The organism is Parabacteroides sp., from assembly GCF_977054455.1.
Window position 1 is genome coordinate 18,843 of sequence record NZ_CDRTCT010000032.1, and the last position, 17,783, is coordinate 36,625.

The 17,783-nt window shown below is 49.1% G+C and carries 14 protein-coding genes; 9 read left to right on the forward strand and 5 right to left on the reverse strand.

What is annotated here, in order from left to right; translation table 11 throughout:
• Window positions 1–48 precede the first annotated feature (48 nt).
• Genes ACW6QF_RS15555 through ACW6QF_RS15575 form a run of 5 tightly spaced genes read left to right on the forward strand, consistent with a single transcriptional unit; the run spans window position 49 to window position 3,940 of the window.
• Window positions 49–273, forward strand: a complete 225-nt coding sequence (locus tag ACW6QF_RS15555; protein WP_456088478.1) for a 2TM domain-containing protein — start codon at window positions 49–51, stop codon at window positions 271–273.
• Complete coding sequence (locus ACW6QF_RS15560; protein ID WP_456088479.1) at window positions 270–644, forward strand: DUF2141 domain-containing protein; 375 nt, start codon at window positions 270–272, stop codon at window positions 642–644. The genes ACW6QF_RS15555 and ACW6QF_RS15560 overlap by 4 nt, the downstream gene beginning before the upstream one ends.
• Window positions 645–648: 4 nt before the next feature.
• Complete coding sequence (locus ACW6QF_RS15565; RefSeq protein WP_456088480.1) at window positions 649–3,027, forward strand: outer membrane beta-barrel family protein; 2,379 nt, start codon at window positions 649–651, stop codon at window positions 3,025–3,027.
• A gap of 53 nt (window positions 3,028–3,080) precedes the next feature.
• A complete protein-coding gene (locus tag ACW6QF_RS15570; protein ID WP_456088481.1) occupies window positions 3,081–3,671 on the forward strand; it encodes a hypothetical protein in 591 nt (196 codons plus the stop codon).
• Entirely contained in the window at window positions 3,656–3,940 is a 285-nt protein-coding gene (locus ACW6QF_RS15575; protein WP_298552604.1) for a winged helix-turn-helix domain-containing protein, read from the forward strand. The genes ACW6QF_RS15570 and ACW6QF_RS15575 overlap by 16 nt, the downstream gene beginning before the upstream one ends.
• Before the next feature lie 85 nt (window positions 3,941–4,025).
• Here the strand turns inward: ACW6QF_RS15575 and ACW6QF_RS15580 are convergent, their stop codons facing one another.
• A complete protein-coding gene (locus tag ACW6QF_RS15580; RefSeq protein WP_456088482.1) occupies window positions 4,026–4,862 on the reverse strand; it encodes an SGNH/GDSL hydrolase family protein in 837 nt (278 codons plus the stop codon).
• 131 nt (window positions 4,863–4,993) lie between these two features.
• On the opposite strand from ACW6QF_RS15580, the gene mnmA reads away from it, so the two are divergent.
• On the forward strand, window positions 4,994–6,070 hold the full coding sequence (gene mnmA, locus ACW6QF_RS15585; protein WP_456088483.1) for a tRNA 2-thiouridine(34) synthase MnmA: 1,077 nt from the start codon (window positions 4,994–4,996) through the stop codon (window positions 6,068–6,070).
• Between the two features lie 59 nt (window positions 6,071–6,129).
• Window positions 6,130–6,288: a hypothetical protein gene (locus tag ACW6QF_RS15590; RefSeq protein ID WP_298552599.1), complete on the forward strand. Its 159-nt coding sequence runs from the start codon at window positions 6,130–6,132 to the stop codon at window positions 6,286–6,288.
• Between the two features lie 29 nt (window positions 6,289–6,317).
• On the opposite strand, the gene ACW6QF_RS15595 is transcribed toward ACW6QF_RS15590, so the two are convergent.
• The 4 genes from ACW6QF_RS15595 to ACW6QF_RS15610 form a co-directional block, all read right to left on the reverse strand.
• Entirely contained in the window at window positions 6,318–8,915 is a 2,598-nt protein-coding gene (locus ACW6QF_RS15595; RefSeq protein ID WP_456088484.1) for a DUF5916 domain-containing protein, read from the reverse strand.
• Between the two features lie 122 nt (window positions 8,916–9,037).
• Window positions 9,038–9,979, reverse strand: a complete 942-nt coding sequence (locus tag ACW6QF_RS15600) for a ribose-phosphate pyrophosphokinase (RefSeq protein ID WP_298552596.1) — start codon at window positions 9,977–9,979, stop codon at window positions 9,038–9,040.
• Window positions 9,980–10,112: 133 nt separating this feature from the next.
• A complete protein-coding gene (locus tag ACW6QF_RS15605; protein WP_456088485.1) occupies window positions 10,113–11,804 on the reverse strand; it encodes an alpha-amylase family glycosyl hydrolase in 1,692 nt (563 codons plus the stop codon).
• 58 nt (window positions 11,805–11,862) lie between these two features.
• The gene (locus ACW6QF_RS15610) at window positions 11,863–12,702 is read right to left on the reverse strand and encodes a patatin-like phospholipase family protein (protein ID WP_298552882.1); all 840 of its coding nucleotides are present in this window, start codon (window positions 12,700–12,702) and stop codon (window positions 11,863–11,865) included.
• A gap of 180 nt (window positions 12,703–12,882) precedes the next feature.
• On the opposite strand from ACW6QF_RS15610, the gene ACW6QF_RS15615 reads away from it, so the two are divergent.
• Together ACW6QF_RS15615 and ACW6QF_RS15620 are read left to right on the forward strand one after the other, a co-directional pair.
• Window positions 12,883–15,087, forward strand: a complete 2,205-nt coding sequence (locus tag ACW6QF_RS15615) for a sodium-translocating pyrophosphatase (RefSeq protein WP_456088486.1) — start codon at window positions 12,883–12,885, stop codon at window positions 15,085–15,087.
• Window positions 15,088–15,552: 465 nt separating this feature from the next.
• On the forward strand, window positions 15,553–17,745 hold the full coding sequence (locus tag ACW6QF_RS15620) for a glutamine synthetase III family protein (protein WP_456088487.1): 2,193 nt from the start codon (window positions 15,553–15,555) through the stop codon (window positions 17,743–17,745).
• Window positions 17,746–17,783 lie beyond the last annotated feature (38 nt).

Sequence of the window (17,783 nt, forward strand, 5' to 3'; positions counted from 1 at the left end):
GGTTTACAAAATAAACTTATTCACATCAAACTTAAAAAGAAGTCAAAAATGGAAGCAACAACAGAGACAAACAAAAGAGACTGTTCATTATCAGCACAGATGAAAATGAATATCCTGAGATATATCGTAGTATGCAGTTTCCTTGCAATAGTCAATTATATCACAAATCCATCTTACTGGTGGTTTTTATGGGTAGTCGCCGGCTGGGGATTGGATCTGAGTTTAAACATCATTAGTCAGTATTTTATCAAACAAGAGGAGGGGAAAAAATGAAACGTATTATTATAACAAGTATATTGGCCCTGATTTTCAGTTGCAGTTCGGTAATAGCCCGCACCATCATCGTGAAGGTCAGCAATATCCGGGGTGAAAAAGGGAACATCCTGGTGATGGCTCAACAGGGAAAAGAAAGCAAACCGGTTTATGGAATGGCTAAAGCCGAAAAGGGAACCGCTGTCATCAAACTGGAAAATGTGGAATGGGACGAATTCGACCTGTCTGTTTTTCATGACGAAAACGACAATTGGAAAATGGATTTCTCTGAAGATAAAAAGCCAGTCGAGGGTTACGCGATGAAAAGCTGGAAACCTAAACAGGACGAAGAGACCGTCAGCCTGAAATTGTACTACCCGACTCACGAATAAAGTCATGAAACGGGTATCACTCCTGATCCTACTAACGGTGGCGACTCTCTCCGCTCACGTATATGGCCAGACGAATACGACAGTATACGGCGGCCATATACAAAACCATCAAGGGGAAGCGGTGAACTATGCGACCGTCGTTCTACTGCGGAACGGCGATCAAATAGCCGGAGGTGCAACCGACAGTATCGGAAACTTCGCATTGAAGGCCGACACAGGAGCCTACACACTCATTATTCAATGTATAGGCTTTGAAACGATACGCAAGTCAATCCGGCTATCAGCCGACACACGCGAGGCATTTATATTGGAGACTTCAACCTATGCATTGAAAGAAGTGGTAGTACAAGCTCCTAATATCGAGCGGAAAGCAGACCGCTTTGTCGTCAACGTCTCCCCTGCCAGCGGCAAAGACGGGACGGAATTGTTATCGCAAGCACCGGGCGTATGGCTGACCGACAAGAGCATTTCCATCAATGGAGCATCGGGGACCAAGGTGTTTGTAGACAACCGGGAAATCAAGTTGAGCGGAGAAGAACTGCTTTCCTACCTGCGTTCATTAAAATCCGAGAATATCAGGCGGATCGAAGTGATCCCGATTACCGGAGCGGAATATGATGCCAATATGCGGGGCGGAGTTATCCGGATCTCCCTCCGGCGCAGGCTGGATAACGGCGTACAAGGAAATATCTCGATGGGAACGTTTTTGGCTCCTTCATTAACCCGGTATTTACCTTCCGCCGGCCTTCATGCACGTATTGGAAAATGGAGCATCCAGGCAGCGGCTTCAGGCATATTCACACCGAACGACAGAAGCAAGATGAGTTCGGAAAGGGAATACCCGGAGGAAACTATTCATTTTTCGAGCCTTTCAGGATTCGACACCCGCTCCGGTTACGGGACGGGACGTTTAGGGGCGATCCTTGAAATAGATACGGCCAATAGTGTCGGGGGAGAAATCGAATACATCCGGCAAACGGCCAAAGGACCGTCCTGGAGCCGGACAAATCTCACGAAAGGAGGATTCATGCTGAACAGTAACGGGAAATACGGACAGAGCAGCCAATACCAGACTGTCACCGCCACGATGAATTATCTGCATAAAATAGACAATCGAGGTTCAGCGATCAAACTGATCGTCGATTATGCAAATAAAAAATCGAAAGGCGATAATGACTACAGCGTCACCCAAGAGACGGAAATGCTGAAACACGACAGCCTCTACAGAAGCCATGCGGATGCGACTTACGAAATTGTCACATCCGACCTGTCGGGATTGAAATATTTCAACAAAAACCTGTCGCTGAACGCCGGAGTGAAGTACACGCATACTTCCATGGACGACTATTCCCGCTATGACGGCCTGTTGCAACAGCAGGAATGGAAAGAAAACCCAGTCTACGGGCACAGCCTGAAATACAAGGAGGACATCATGGGCGCGTATGCTTCTTTTTCGGCCAAGGCAGGCAAGTGGTCGCTTATCGCCGGCCTGAGGGGAGAATACACACAGACGGACGACCGGAGCGACCGCATCAAACGTGACTATTTCGACTTCTTCCCCAACCTGAGTGCCACGTATGCATTCGACCGGATGAAAAAGTGGATGCTGGTCGGCCAATATGCCCGCAACATCGAGCGTCCGGCATTCTACACCTTGAACCCGAACCGGTTGCAAACGTCCGACTACAGTTACCAGATCGGGAACCCCTATCTGCGTCCGACTTATATCAACAGGTTCAGTGCAACATTGGTCTATAACTACCGCTATACGTTGACCGTCGGCGGAAACTTCCACCACGACCTGATCCGGGAGTTTTGCAAACAGGATGCGGGAAATCCGGATATCTCCTACATCACCTACGAGAACCATCATTCGGAAAACCACTGGTTCGTAGCCATCAACCTGCCGATGCAACCGACCGCATGGTGCAACCTGACGGCAAACTTCGTAGGCGTGCGGCAGGATATCCGGATGACGGAAGAAGCCGACTTCAAAGCGCATTATCTGGCCTTTGCCAATGCCAATGCAACGTTTCTGCTGCCGGCGGATTTCACGGCAGAGGTCCAGTACAGCGGGACAAGCCGCCTCTATTCCGGAAACAGCGAGGTCGCTCCCCGCCATACGGTCCATCTGGCCGTGCGCAAGAAGTTTGCCGATAACCGTTTCCTTCTGACGGCTTCCGCCAACAATATTTTCGACCGCCGACAGTCCTTCGTCAGCCGTATCGATGCCTACACAACTTACAGCCGGTACGAAAGCGCCCTTTCGGGACGGACTTTCAAAATATCCCTGACATGGAACTTCAACAGCGGGAAGAAAGTGAAAAAGAGCAAGATCGAAAGAAGTTCGGCCGACGAAAGAAGCCGGCTCATTGAAAAATAATTATCTTTGAATCAACAAAGTACATACGAACAAAATAAAAAACAAATAAAGTCATGGAAGACAGAAAATTAAACGAGAAAGAAAGTCTGGAACTCATTACCCGGATGATCAGGGAAACCCAAGAAAATGTAGCCCGTTATGCCGCCTACCCGCTTCTGGTATGGGGATACACGACGATTATAATAGCGGTTGCCATCTGGTATGCTTTCCTGCAGACCGGTTCTTACAAGGTGAATTATTTATGGTTCGCACTGCCCGTCATTGCCGGCCCGATCACGATCTATTTCGCCCGCAAAAACGGGAAAAGAGGAGTTAAAAACTATATAGACCGCATCACCGGCCAGATATGGATCGTGTTTGGCGTTGTCGGCTGGTTCCTATCCCTTGTCTCTTTTGCCGGAAAGGTGGACATCTTGTTCATCATCCCGTTGCTAATGGGGATGGCAACAACGCTCTCCGGATGTGTCAGCAAATATAAGCCGATGGTCATAGCCGGATCTGTCAGCATTGCACTCTCCTTTTCCATCTTATTTATACACGGGGCCGACCGGTTATTAGCTTTCGCCGCTATCTTTGCCGTCATGATGATTATACCGGGACATATCCTGAATAAACAAATGAAGCAGCTATGTTCAAAGAATTAGATCCATTATTACATTCCCAGCTCCGGCTTGCGGTCATGTCCATTCTCTTGTCGGTTGATGAAGCCGATTTCGTCTACCTGAAAGAAAAGACACAAGCGACCGCCGGCAACCTGAGTGTGCAGATAGACAAATTGAATGAAGCCGGATATATCGAAGTCGAGAAAAGCTTCGTCGGGAAAAAGCCCCGTACCACCTGCCGGATCACGCCTGTCGGCAAGCAGGCGTTCGAGGATTATGTGAATGCGCTGAAAGGATATATCGGAATCTGAAAATTTGCTGCATCGACAGATGGACTTCTGTCGATGGAACAGATGCCCATCTGTCAGCCTCGCAACAAATCGCCTGCGATATGTTTTATTCAAAATCGGCCGGATAAGTCAATAGTTGATACATCAAAGCCTTTGCCATCCGGTAATGCCCGTCCGCATTCGGATGAAGGCGGTCCGTATCTTCCTTATGAAAATATCGGGTATGGGAGTCGCTGACAGGATAAAGCCCGCTGACGCTATTGAGGTCGATGACAGGAACGGCCCAGACATTGGCCGCTTCTTTGATCACTTCCACATATTCATCCACATACAGACCGATCCGGTTGGGATAAGATTCGTCCGGCTGGATATTGTTATCCCCGAATTCGGCATATCCGCGATGTATCGGAGTCAACAGTATGATTTGTTTCGTCGGATAATTCGCTTTCAGATAAGACAGGACACGGTTGATACGTCCCCGGAACGTCCGGTCATCCGTTTGTAGCGTCCGCCGCTTCCGCACTTCCCGCTTCGGCCCCGACACTTCAACGGATTCTTCCTTCTCGGCGTACCATTCACCTAAAGGGACTCCGGCATTAAAGTCGTTTGTCCCGGCAAAGACCAGGATTGCGTCGATATCGCCACCCCGTTCAGCCAGCAATCTCCCGGCCTGCTCCAACACGCCGTTCCACTGATGACCGTTAATGCCGTAAACGAAGGGTTCCATGCCCAACATCTCCGAAAGATACTGCCAATAATTTTTCGTCGTCCCGACATGTATCTTATCGGTAATCGAATCACCCAAGAAAGCCACTTTTTTCCCTTTCCACGGGTTAGGGACAGAAACCTCCTGCATTTCCTGCAAGAGACAAGCCGAATAAGGATGAACATCAGTCGACAACAATAAGGCTGACAATAACAAAGCTGAATAACGTATATGCATATCGTTTTTATCAATTAAGATGAACTAAACGTACAAAATTATAAATATACCCCGAAGCGCCCAAAGCATCTCTCCTGTTTTAATTGAAAAATTTACCGTACCTTTGTACAATTCTTATTCACTGTAGAAATATGGAAATTGCAGCATTAGTTTCGGGAGGAGTAGACAGCTCCGTAGTCGTCCACCAGTTGAAAGAGGCTGGATACGATCCAACCATTTTCTATATCCGTATCGGCATGGAAGATAAAGACGGATATATAGACTGCCCCGCCGAAGAAGATATCGAGATCACCTCCTATATAGCCAAGAAGTACGGATGCCGGTTCGAGATCGTCTCCTTGCACGACGAGTATTGGGATCGTGTCGTGAGTTACACCATCGATTCCGTAAAACGCGGACTCACCCCCAACCCGGATATGATGTGCAACAAATACATCAAGTTCGGCTGTTTCGAGGAGAAATGGGGCAAAGACTTCGACAAGATAGCAACCGGCCATTACGCCACGACAACCGAGATCGACGGCAAAGTTTGGCTCTCCACTGCCAAAGACCCCGTGAAGGACCAGACCGACTTCCTCGGCCAGATCACCCGTTTGCAGATACAGAAGTTGATGTTCCCGATCGGACACCTGATGAAAAGCGAAGTCCGAGCCATCGCCGAGCAACAAAAACTGCCGAGCGCCAAACGGAAAGACAGCCAGGGTATCTGCTTCTTAGGCAAGATCAACTATAATGACTTCATCGAGCGCTACCTGGGAAAACGGACCGGAAAGATCGTCGAACTGGAAACCGGCAAGGTGTTGGGCAAGCACAACGGATATTGGTTTCACACGATCGGGCAGCGTAAGGGTTTAGGCTTGAGTGGCGGACCGTGGTTCGTTATCAAAAAGGATATCAAGCGGAACATCATCTATGTTTCCAACGGTTATGATCCGGAAACACAATACGGCAAGATTATCAACATGCACGGCTTCGACTTCATTACCGAAGACCCGTGGGGAGAGTTTGCGGACGAGAAAGAGATCACTTTCAAGATCCGTCACACGCCGGACTTCACACATGGCCGCATCCGTCGCATCGGTGACCTCTACCGCATCGAATCCGACAACAAAATCCAGGGAATCGCCCCCGGACAGTACGGAGTGGTCTACGACAAAGACCACCATCTTTGCCTCGGCAGCGGCATGATTATTGATGAAGAGAAATAGGCCAATTGCCGATTATTATGTATCTTTGTTTCAAGTTGTAATATTTAAACTAAGTAAAAATGGAAGCAACAAGTATAAAAAAAGAAACGATAAAAACATTAAAGACATTCGAGATAGCCATTCCCGAAGAGTACGCTGCAACAATCCGTAAACTAATTCAAGGATTAGGAGGCAAGATCAAGGTCCGCAAAGAAAAAAAATGCGGACTGGATGAATAACCGGTACGCATGCCGATCTATTCTGACCGTTACAGGTTAAACCAGTAATTCATTTTAATCATAAACGTATTCGTTGCGGGAAGGCCGAACATGCGGTCCAAGTTATTTCCCCAGCCGGAAAGATAACGGCTGTCACGATTAGACATCCTGTGTTCCCATACCAAGTATAATGTAGAACCCGGCAGATATTCCCAGCGTGCCACCAGATTGGAACGGAACTCGTTAAAACTGAAGTCCGGCTTCTCCTTTATAAAAGACGTTTCCTCCTCCGACAACGGGCGGAAACGATCTTCATACGTATGCGAAGTCGTATTTGTCATGGATTTGAAATCACTGAACCGGGCAGTCGAGGTAAAAGGCGAGCCATAGAACTGAACCGAAATATCCGGTGTCACGTTTACCTGCAACTTCATGGTCAGCCCGTATGTTTTCTGATCCATATGCGCTGTCATGTAAGGGACCGTAGTGATCTCCGGTACAGCCTGTACAAATTGCATATTGTCCCTATTCCAGGCATAATTCACCTGCCCGGAAAGATAGACATGGTTTCCGAGACGGAAAGTCAACCCCGGTATAAAGGAGTTGAAACGGTTATATCCATCCAGATTATGATTCCCTTCATATTGCAACGTCAACATAACCCGTTTTGCCTTATCCGTATTAAACTTGACCGATGTCAGGAAATAAGGATCAAAACGCACATCCGGGCCACCCCGTAGCAAACGGCTATCCAGGCTGTTCCAGCAGAACGTTTCCGATAAGACCAGTTCATAACGGCTCATCGTCATCGTCTGCCACTTCAACGCCACATCATTATAAAAAGGAGTCCCGCCATAATTCCATTGGTTCCGTTGTGTCAACGTAAAAGCGTTATACCGGAACATCTTCCAAATATCCGTCTGCCGATAGACGACCTCCGTCTCATTCGATAAATTATCCGTTTGCTTCAAGTAGCCGATATCATTCAGGTCGAAACCGGGAGACGACCAGCTGAAGGTCTCCGCAAAAGCCCATTTCGCATTTCCTTTCCGTCCCAGCTTCAGATAACCGCCCGTTCCATTCAACGAACGACGGTCCGGATCGACCTCCAAATAACCGGCGGAAGACGACCGTTGATAATAATGCACCGCATTTTCCTGTAATGCACGGATCGCCTCCCGACTTCCATTCAGGGAACTGGCCATCGCCTTCGCCTCGATATAATACAAACGATTCTTAAAATATTGCGTAAAATCAATCCCTGCCGTAAACGCATTACGTACCATGAAATCCTCCAGATACGGTTCATCCAAAGCACGGTTTACAGAAGTAACCATTCCCCCCAACAACGTATTCCCTTCCCAGTTTTTCTGCACACGGGCTACGGTATAATTCGTTAACGGTTCCACCACAACCTTATCTTCCACCCCGTTGAACGTCACTTTGGAAGACGACTGTGCCGTCAAGCTTTGCACCACTCCGACCGTCACCCCCTTACGGTTCGTCCCTGTCAGTTTCAAAGCTCCGATAATAGGAATATTCTCTTTCCGGCTGGCAAAGCGATTGACATTATCGATGCCCGGAGGAGTGTAGGAAGGGGCTGCCCCGATACGGCGTGTGTAGAACATCATATCATTGCCGTTGGCAAAATCCAGAATGTGCTTGCCTTCCAAAAAGAACGGACGCTTTTCATCGTAAAAAGTCTCATAGGCCGTCAGGTTCATCACCGAAGGGTCCAACTCCACCTGCCCGTAATCAGGATTGATCGTCAGGTCCAACGTAAAATCCGACAAAGCGAATTTGGCATCCAGTCCCACATTTCCACCCCATCCATGCCCCTTCTGATAAGGGCTGCCGGGGATCTTCGGTTCGCTTCTGTATTTCCCCATCACATAGGGCAAGAACTCAATACCGCGAGGTTTGGGCAATTCGTCCATCCCGTGCATCTCACCGAACGAAAAGACATGCCCGTTATTTTTCAACGGGATCATGCTCCAGTTCTGCACTTCATTGTTCCGCCGGATGATACGCCTCACATGGAGTCCCCAGATACCATCTTCGGATTTCCGGTTATAACGAAGCTGGCTGAACGGGATACGCAATTCGGCCGTCCAGCTCGAATCCGGCAGATTGGCATGTGTCTTCCCTTCCCAGACCGCATTCCAACTCAAGTTCACATTCAACTTGTCCGTCACGATCAAATCGGTCTTGTTCCCGCCTAAATTAATATTGAATTCCGGAGCCGCCCGATAATCATGATAGGTATCGAAAGCCACACTGATCAGATCGCCCATGCTGTTATCGTCCCGGTTACCGATAAAACGGTTCATCTTCCCCGGAACTCCATCTTTACAATAAACCCCTACATAAATATATTTATCATCATAAAAAAGTTTGACCCGCGTAGGCGAAGAAGAGACAATCCGCTCATAAGGAATAATCTGAACAAAGCGGTCGGACCACTCGCCTTGCTCCGTCCAGAAAGGCTCGTCCAGCTTTCCGTCTATTACCGGCTTGTTTCCCGACACCTTCGTTACATTATAAATACGCTTGTAAGCATCCTTGAAAGGGACAATGGAATCCTGCTGCCCATAGCAAAAGGCACAGGCCGCCAGGAAAAGGAGATTTAAGAGATAGCGGTATTTCATGGTCAAACGAATCAAGCGAGAAGGTTATCGCTTTTTTCTTGCACACAAAGTTAAGAATTATACGGAAATAAAAAAGGCTGCCCATCCATAGGATTGCAGCCTTCCCTTGATATATGAATTAATTAAATAGCATACAGAGAACTGATGGATTCACCGCTACATACACGACGGATGGCTTCGGCAAACATATCGGCAACAGACAGTACTTTCACCTTCTCGCATTTCTTTGCATAAGGGATAGAGTCTGTAAAGATCATTTCAGTCAAAGCAGACTGGTCGACACGCGTAGAAGCCGGGTCGGACATCACGGCATGGCTGGCGATGGCACGCACGGATTTGGCACCGTTTTCGAGCATCAGGTTGGCAGCCTTCGTAATAGTACCGGCCGTGTCCACCATATCGTCGATCAAAAGGACATCCAAGCCTTCCACATCACCGATGATGCGCATTTCTGCCACCTCATTGGCACGCAGACGTGATTTGTGGCAAATAACCATCGGCAGTCCCAGGTATTTGGAATAACTGCTGGCACGTTTGGTACCCCCAACATCCGGCGTTGCGATACACAGGTTATCCAGAGGCAAAGATGATTTTATGTAATCCAGGAAAATGGAAGATGCATACAAGTGATCGACCGGAACATTGAAGAATCCCTGAATCTGATCGGCATGCAAGTCCATCGTGATCAGGCGGTCGATACCGGCAGTACTCAGCATGTCTGCGATCAGCTTGGCGCCGATAGACACACGCGGTTTGTCTTTTCTATCCTGACGAGCCCAACCGAAATAAGGAATAACTGCGATTACAGAGTGTGCAGAAGCACGCTTGGCAGCATCGATCATCAGGAGAAGCTCCATCAGATTATCAGAGTTAGGAAACGTTGATTGTACCAAGAAAACATCGCGGCCGCGGATCGACTCTTCGTAAGAAACGGAGAACTCTCCATCAGCAAAGTGTTGAATGTTCATCTGTCCCAACGGACAACCAAGACTATTGCAAATTTTCTCTGCAAGATACCGGGAGTTGGTTCCCGAAAACACCAAGAAAGGAGTTTGTGCACTCATTATTCCGAATATTTATCTTAAGTAAATAGATTTGAATTGTGGGTGCAAAGGTATAAAAGAATTGACAATTGACAATGGACAATTGACAATTACCGAAAAACTAATTGTCTATTGTCCATCATCCATTGTCAATTTAATAAGCAAACTTCAGTAAACGACCGGAATAAGCAGGTATGACGACCTGATAAGGCCAGGCTGCCGTCAATGTACTGATACTGGTTTCGCCGGTCATCAGATCGGTCAGCACGGCCGCCTTGTTGTCCCCGAAGTCAAGCGCTTTGAATGCCTGGTCGGGTATCCGGATGCGTACCGTCTGCTCCGCCTTGTCAAAATTAACCACCACTAACAACACTTCGTCCAGATATTTACGCATGAACACGAATTGGCGATGCGGATTAAAATACGGATTACTCAGGTTTGCATACATCAAATCATAGAAAACACCTTCCGTGATGACCCGTTCGGACTTGGCTATATTCAGGATCTTTGCATACGCTTCGCGCAATTGCCGTTGCTCAGCAGTCAGTTTGCCGCCATCGAAAGCCCCTTCGTTTATATAGTTGCGCAAGCTGGCAAGACTCCAGTAATCAAAAATCGTCGTACGCCCGTCACGTCCGCTAAACCCTTCGTCGTCCATTCCCGGCTCCCCTAACTCCTGCCCGCTATAAACCATCACCGGATTGGTGTTCATCATGGCCGAGACGATCATCCCCGGAATACCCGGACGCGGATCACCGGCAAAGAAGCAAGAAGCGATACGCTGTTCGTCATGGTTTTCAAGGAAGTTCAGCATATTATGCTGGATGCCTTCAAGCGACTGCCAGCATCCGGATATATTGCTTGCCGGAGCCTGGTTGCACATGACGGCGCGTACCGTATCGTAGAGTCCGACCTTATCATACAAATAATCAAAATGTCCGTTCCGGATATAATTGCGATATTCAGCCGGATTATAAACCTCGGCAATAAAGCAAACATCATAAACCTGTTTCACCTTCGGGATCACCCAGTTCCAGAATTCAACCGGAACCATTTCCGCCATATCGCACCGGAAGCCGTCAACGCCCTTTCCCGCCCAGAAAAGCAGGATATCCAACATCTTTGTCCAAGTATTGGGGACCGGATCAAAATACGTAGCACGCCCGTTCAGGTAATCGACCCCGTAATTCAACTTGACCGTTTCATACCAGTCGTTTTGCCCCGGACAAGCATCGAACCGGTCGTTTCCGGTTACTTTAGCCGGGAATTCACTATATTCGAAATCTTCCTGCTGGGCCCCGAACGGCAAGGATAAGGGTTGTCCCGGTATATAATAAAAATTATTGTCGGGATCGAAAGCCTTCGAAGTATTGTCTTTTTGTCCCAGATCTTCCACATACGCCATCTTGGCATCCGAATGATACTGGCGGGCGACATGGTTGGGAACGAAATCGATAATCACTTTCATTCCGGCTTCATGCGTCCTTCCGACCAGCGATTCAAATTCTCCCATTCGTTCCGGCACGTGATCCGCCAGATCCGGGTCTATATCGTAATAATCTTTGATGGCATAAGGCGAGCCGGCATTCCCCTTCACGACCGCCGCATGGTCTTTTCGTATCTGGTAAGCCGTATAATCGGTATTCGTTGCATGTTCGATCACTCCGGTGTACCACACATGGGTAGTTCCCAGTTCCTTGATCTTTGATAAAGCAAGGGGCGTAAAGTCCGAGAACTTTCCGACTCCGTTTTCGACTTTACTTCCATTCTTCACCAAGGATGATTTCTTATTACCGAACCAACGTGGAAAGACCTGGTATATTACCATCTTATTTGTCTGTTTCATCGCGCTATTTGTCAACTTAGTTAATATTTCAGGTGAACACCGGAACATCCGGAAAAAACTATGGCATCAGGGCATTGTTTCTTCTTGCCATAATAGCGTTCACCAGGGTTTCATATTTATTTTCTTTTATCACGACCTCGAATGCCCGGATTGCCGCGCCATATCCGATATCCGCGATCTCGTCCACATTCTCCAGGTCGAATGTCTTATACATGCCGAACTCCTCCGCCTCGATCAGGACATCACACATTTCGCGGTCTTCCAACGTGTTTGCCCGGAACATATAGTGATAGGAACGTTCCGCAATATGGAAAATCGTCTGCTTGTACTTTTGCGGGACAAGGGGACTGACATTCACACCGATGATACGCTCACATTCTTCACGGATGATGGAAACCGGGAAATTATGGAAAAGACCTCCGTCGACGTAATGCACTCCGTTTATCACGACCGGGCTAAAGATAATCGGGATACTACAAGAAGCAGCCACCGCCTCCACGATGGGACCGCTACGGAACTCATGACTTTCACCGTTGTCAAGGTCGGTAGCCACGACAACCAGAGGAGTTTTCAGCTCTTCAAACGTCTTAGCTCTCAAATGACGACGAAGGAAATAACGGAACCGCTTGCTATCGAACAATCCCGATTTCGGGATTTGCAACTGGGCGAATTCGGAAAACTCACGTCCGGTAAAGAGTTCTTTGATTTCGCCGGACGTATAGCCATCGGCAAACAAAGCCCCCATCAACGAACCGACACTTGTACCTACGATGATATCAGGCTTCAGGCCGCATTCTTCGAGTAATCTAAAAACTCCGATATGAGCAAAACCTTTCGCTCCTCCCCCGCTCAGAGCCAAGCCCAATTTATAGGTCTTATGGTTCGTTTCTTCCGTCATTTGCGTTTTCATTCTTAATCTGTGACAAATATGCTGTTTTTTTTAGAATGAAACATTATTATTTACGAAAAAGTTTCTCTACTTCTTTATTTTCGTTATATTTACAGGTAAACAATAAAGGATCGTAAGGCACTAAGTGTCAAAACGATCAAATCCATATTAAATTTAAATCTCATTGCTATGATTACACCTATTTTTTGGATCATACCGGTAGCCTCCATCCTGGCACTGGTATTTGCCTGGTTCTTCTTCAGACAGATGATGAAAGAGAGTGAAGGGACGGAGTTAATGGCAAAAATAGCCCGGCACGTACGCAAAGGGGCTATGTCGTACCTGAAACAACAATACAAAGTGGTCGCTTCGGTGTTTCTCGCCTTGGTGGTTCTGTTCTCCATCATGGCGTATGGGTTCGGAGTACAAAACGAATGGGTTCCGATCGCCTTCCTGACCGGCGGTTTCTTTTCCGGCCTTGCCGGTTTCTTAGGGATGAAGACGGCGACCTATGCATCCGCCCGTACCGCCAATGCCGCCCGCTCGTCCCTGAACAGCGGCTTGCAGGTTGCCTTCAGAAGCGGCGCCGTCATGGGGCTGGTCGTCGTCGGCCTCGGTTTGCTTGACATTTCGTTCTGGTACATATTATTAAACATCTGCATCCCGGCCGAAGCGATGGATGCCACACATAAACTGACCATTATCACGACCACCATGCTGACCTTCGGGATGGGAGCCTCCACACAGGCGCTCTTCGCCCGTGTCGGCGGAGGCATCTATACAAAAGCCGCCGATGTCGGGGCCGACCTGGTCGGGAAAGTGGAAGCCGGTATCCCCGAAGACGACCCGCGCAACCCGGCAACCATTGCCGACAATGTGGGAGACAACGTCGGCGACGTAGCCGGCATGGGGGCGGACCTCTATGAATCCTATTGTGGTTCGATCCTGGCAACCGCCGCACTGGGCGCGGCCGCATTCGTGGCGTCCGGCGACGTGGAGATGCAATACAAGGCGGTCGTGGCGCCGATGCTGATCGCCGCGGTCGGGATCGTCTTGTCGATTATCGGTATCTTCGCCGTCCGTACCAAAGAGAATGCGACGATACGCGAGTTGCTGAAAGCGCTTGCGATAGGGACGAACCTCAGCTCGGTGTTGATTGCCCTTTCCACCTTCGGTATCCTATACATGTTGGGCTTGGACAATTGGTTCTGGATCAGCTGTTCGGTCATCATCGGATTGTTGGTAGGGATCGTGATCGGCCAATCGACGGAATACTATACTTCCCAGTCTTATAAGCCCACCCAACGGGTTTCGGAAGCCGGACTGACCGGACCGGCAACGGTGATCATCTCCGGGTTGGGACTGGGCATGTTGTCCACCGCAATCCCGGTACTGGCCGTAGTAGTCGGAATCATCTGTTCGTTCCTCTTTGCTTCCGGATTCGATTTCAATAATATAGGAATGGGGTTGTACGGCATCGGCATTGCCGCCGTCGGGATGCTCTCGACTTTGGGCATCACACTGGCTACAGACGCCTACGGGCCGATTGCCGACAATGCCGGCGGCAATGCGGAGATGTCCGGCTTGGGCAAGGAAGTCCGCAAACGTACGGATGCACTCGACTCCTTAGGCAACACGACCGCCGCAACAGGCAAAGGATTTGCGATCGGTTCGGCAGCCTTGACGGGCTTGGCATTGCTGGCCTCTTATGTGGAAGAGATTAAAATAGGCTTGCTCCGGTTGGGCGAAACGGTTCTGCAGTTTGCCGACGGCAGGGCGATCGAAGTGTCAAAAGCCTCTTTCTCCGATTTCATGATCTATTATGATGTCACGCTTATGAATCCGAAGGTGTTGGCGGGGATGTTCCTCGGTTCCATGATGGCTTTCATGTTCTGCGGATTGACGATGAACGCAGTCGGACGGGCTGCCGGGCATATGGTGGAGGAAGTACGCCGCCAGTTCCGCGAAATTCCCGGAATTTTGACAGGAAAAGCCGAACCCGATTACGCCCGCTGCGTGGCCATCTCGACAAAAGGGGCACAGCACGAGATGGTGCTGCCTTCCCTGTTAGCCATCATTGCACCGATCGTCACCGGTCTGGTATTCGGAGTGACAGGAGTAGTCGGTTTGTTGATCGGCGGATTGAGTACAGGTTTCGTACTGGCGATCTTCATGGCTAACTCTGGAGGAGCCTGGGATAACGCCAAGAAACATATCGAAGAAGGGAACCACGGCGGCAAGGGCAGCGAAGCCCATAAGGCGACAGTCGTAGGCGATACGGTCGGCGACCCGTTCAAAGACACCTCCGGCCCCAGCCTCAACATCCTGATCAAGCTGATGAGCATGGTAGCTATCGTCATGGCAGGACTGACAGTAGCCTGGAGTTTGTTCTGATCGGGTGATAGGTGATAGGTGAAAAGGCCTTTTTGTAAAACTTTTCTGAGTTTGAATTAAAAAACGTCACCTTAAAGGCGGCGTTTTTTAATTCATTTTTCCTAAACTTTTACAGAAACGGGGTTTTATCTATCATCTATCATCATAAATCACTGACAATCAATAATAGCATTTCTTAATACACCTTTTTTATTTATTCCACGCGATGAAATGTTTGAATCTTCATTTACGCCCTCATTCGAAAGGACAGACACCTCAAAAAGGCTACCGTAAAGCTATGCTTTATGAAGGCTAAAGCTATGGGTTACGCAACCTAATGCATAGCTTTAGAGAAGCTGGTGCATTGCCGAACGGGATGCGCCGGGACAAATAGTTTCCTGCACGTATATTTTTAACTACCGGAAGAAAGCATTCATGGAGAAATGCATGTATCTTTGCAGCCGGTATAACATAAAAACAATCTGTATGTCAATCTCACGCTTCAATGCAGTGGAGAAAGCATCCAACCGAAAGGCCGTGGAAGCCATTACTCCCGATCAGAAAGTATCCGAATATTATGGTGAGAACGTCTTCAACCGGAAGGCAATGCAAAAGTATCTCTCCAAAGAAACCTACAAAGCCCTGACCCATGCCATCGACAACGGGACCCCTATCGACCGCGAAATTGCCAATCATGTGGCTGCGGGCATGCGCATGTGGGCACTGGAAAAAGGAGTCACACACTACACACACTGGTTCCAGCCTCTTACCGACGGGACAGCCGAGAAGCACGACGCATTCGTCGAACATGACGGAGGCGGCGGCATGATCGAAGAATTCAGCGGCAAGCTGCTCGCACAACAGGAGCCGGACGCTTCCAGCTTCCCTAACGGCGGATTGCGCAACACGTTCGAAGCCCGCGGCTATTCAGCCTGGGACCCCTCCTCGCCTGCGTTTATCGTTGACGACACCTTGTGTATCCCGACCGTATTCATCGCCTATACCGGTGAAGCGCTGGACTACAAGACCCCGCTGATCCGCTCCATCGAAGCCCTGAACAAGGCAGCCAAAGACGTCTGCCATTATTTCAACGAAGACGTCAATAAAGTCATCACCTATTTAGGCTGGGAACAGGAGTATTTCCTGGTAGACGAAGACCTCTATTCCGCCCGTCCCGACCTGTCGCTGACGGAACGTACCCTGTTGGGACACGAAAGTGCGAAGAACCAGCAATTGGACGACCACTATTTCGGAGCCATTCCCTCCCGTGTACAAGAGTTCATGAAGGACCTGGAAACTGAATGTTATAAATTAGGCATCCCGGTCAAGACACGCCACAACGAGGTTGCCCCGAACCAGTTCGAGCTGGCACCTATTTATGAGGAATGCAACCTCGCCAACGACCATAACCAGTTGTTGATGTCGGTGATGAAACGTGTTTCCCGCCGCCACAACTTCCGCGTGCTGCTCCACGAAAAGCCTTTTATGGGTGTGAACGGTTCGGGCAAGCACTGCAACTGGTCGATGGGAACCGATACGGGCATCAACCTCTTCTCGCCGGGAAAGGACCGGGAAGACAACCTGCGTTTCATCACATTCGTAGTCAACTCGCTGATGGCCGTATATAAGTACAACGCTCTGCTGAAAGCCAGCATTGCATCGGCAACCAACGCACACCGCCTGGGCGCCAATGAAGCGCCTCCCGCTATCATCTCATCCTTCTTGGGAACACAAATCACCGAAATCCTGGACAAGTTCGAGAACTGTTCCATCGAAGACGCTATCGAGGTGGACGACAAGAAACGCCTGCACCTGGGCTTCGGACAGATTCCTGAACTGCTGTTAGACAATACGGACCGTAACCGTACCTCTCCTTTTGCTTTCACCGGAAACCGTTTCGAATTCCGTGCATTAGGATCGTCGGCCAACTGCGGTTCGGCGATGTTGGCACTGAACTCTGCCGTAGCCTACCAGCTCCGCCGGTTCAAACAGGATGTCGAGGCATTGCGGGCCGAAGGAAAGAGCAAAGAGGCCGCCATCTTCGAAGTGCTGAAAGCCTACATCAAAGAATCCAAGCCGATCCGCTTCGACGGGAACGGCTACGGCGACGAATGGAAGGAAGAAGCTGCCCGCCGCGGCCTGGATTGCGAAAACAGCGTCCCGTTGCAATACGACGCTTACCTGAAACCGGAAGTCATCCGGATGTTCAAGGAGACCGGCGTTCTGAGCGAAAAGGAATTGGAAGCCCGCAACGAAGTGAAATGGGAAATCTATATCAAAAAGGTACAGATCGAAGCTCGTGTCCTCGGCGATCTCTCGCTCAACCATATCATCCCGGTTGCCGTCCGCTACCAGTCATTGCTCCTGGACAACATCGCCAAACTGAAAGAGACATTCGGCGGATATCCGGAATATGACGATATGTCGGAAGAGCCCCGTCGCCTGGTCCGCAAGATTGCCGGCCACATCTGTTCCGTCACCCGCATGGTGGACGAAATGGTGGAAGCCCGCAAAAAAGCAAACCGCATCACGGACTTGCGAACCAAAGCGATCGCTTACCACGACACCGTCGCTCCCTACCTGGACGAAATCCGTAGCCATATAGACGATCTGGAACTGATGGTCGACAACCAGATGTGGCCGTTGCCGAAATACAGGGAACTGTTGTTTATCCGTTAATTCAGATTCATCGTTTAATTATGATGCAAGTATTCGGC

Coding starts and splice junctions, on each gene's coding strand:
- ACW6QF_RS15555 (WP_456088478.1), top strand. CDS start 49: ATGGAAGCAACAACAGAGACAAACAAAAGAGACTGTTCATTATCAGCA.
- ACW6QF_RS15560 (WP_456088479.1), top strand. CDS start 270: ATGAAACGTATTATTATAACAAGTATATTGGCCCTGATTTTCAGTTGC.
- ACW6QF_RS15565 (WP_456088480.1), top strand. CDS start 649: ATGAAACGGGTATCACTCCTGATCCTACTAACGGTGGCGACTCTCTCC.
- ACW6QF_RS15570 (WP_456088481.1), top strand. CDS start 3,081: ATGGAAGACAGAAAATTAAACGAGAAAGAAAGTCTGGAACTCATTACC.
- ACW6QF_RS15575 (WP_298552604.1), top strand. CDS start 3,656: ATGTTCAAAGAATTAGATCCATTATTACATTCCCAGCTCCGGCTTGCG.
- ACW6QF_RS15580 (WP_456088482.1), bottom strand. CDS start 4,862: ATGCATATACGTTATTCAGCTTTGTTATTGTCAGCCTTATTGTTGTCG.
- mnmA (WP_456088483.1), top strand. CDS start 4,994: ATGGAAATTGCAGCATTAGTTTCGGGAGGAGTAGACAGCTCCGTAGTC.
- ACW6QF_RS15590 (WP_298552599.1), top strand. CDS start 6,130: ATGGAAGCAACAAGTATAAAAAAAGAAACGATAAAAACATTAAAGACA.
- ACW6QF_RS15595 (WP_456088484.1), bottom strand. CDS start 8,915: ATGAAATACCGCTATCTCTTAAATCTCCTTTTCCTGGCGGCCTGTGCC.
- ACW6QF_RS15600 (WP_298552596.1), bottom strand. CDS start 9,979: ATGAGTGCACAAACTCCTTTCTTGGTGTTTTCGGGAACCAACTCCCGG.
- ACW6QF_RS15605 (WP_456088485.1), bottom strand. CDS start 11,804: ATGAAACAGACAAATAAGATGGTAATATACCAGGTCTTTCCACGTTGG.
- ACW6QF_RS15610 (WP_298552882.1), bottom strand. CDS start 12,702: ATGACGGAAGAAACGAACCATAAGACCTATAAATTGGGCTTGGCTCTG.
- ACW6QF_RS15615 (WP_456088486.1), top strand. CDS start 12,883: ATGATTACACCTATTTTTTGGATCATACCGGTAGCCTCCATCCTGGCA.
- ACW6QF_RS15620 (WP_456088487.1), top strand. CDS start 15,553: ATGTCAATCTCACGCTTCAATGCAGTGGAGAAAGCATCCAACCGAAAG.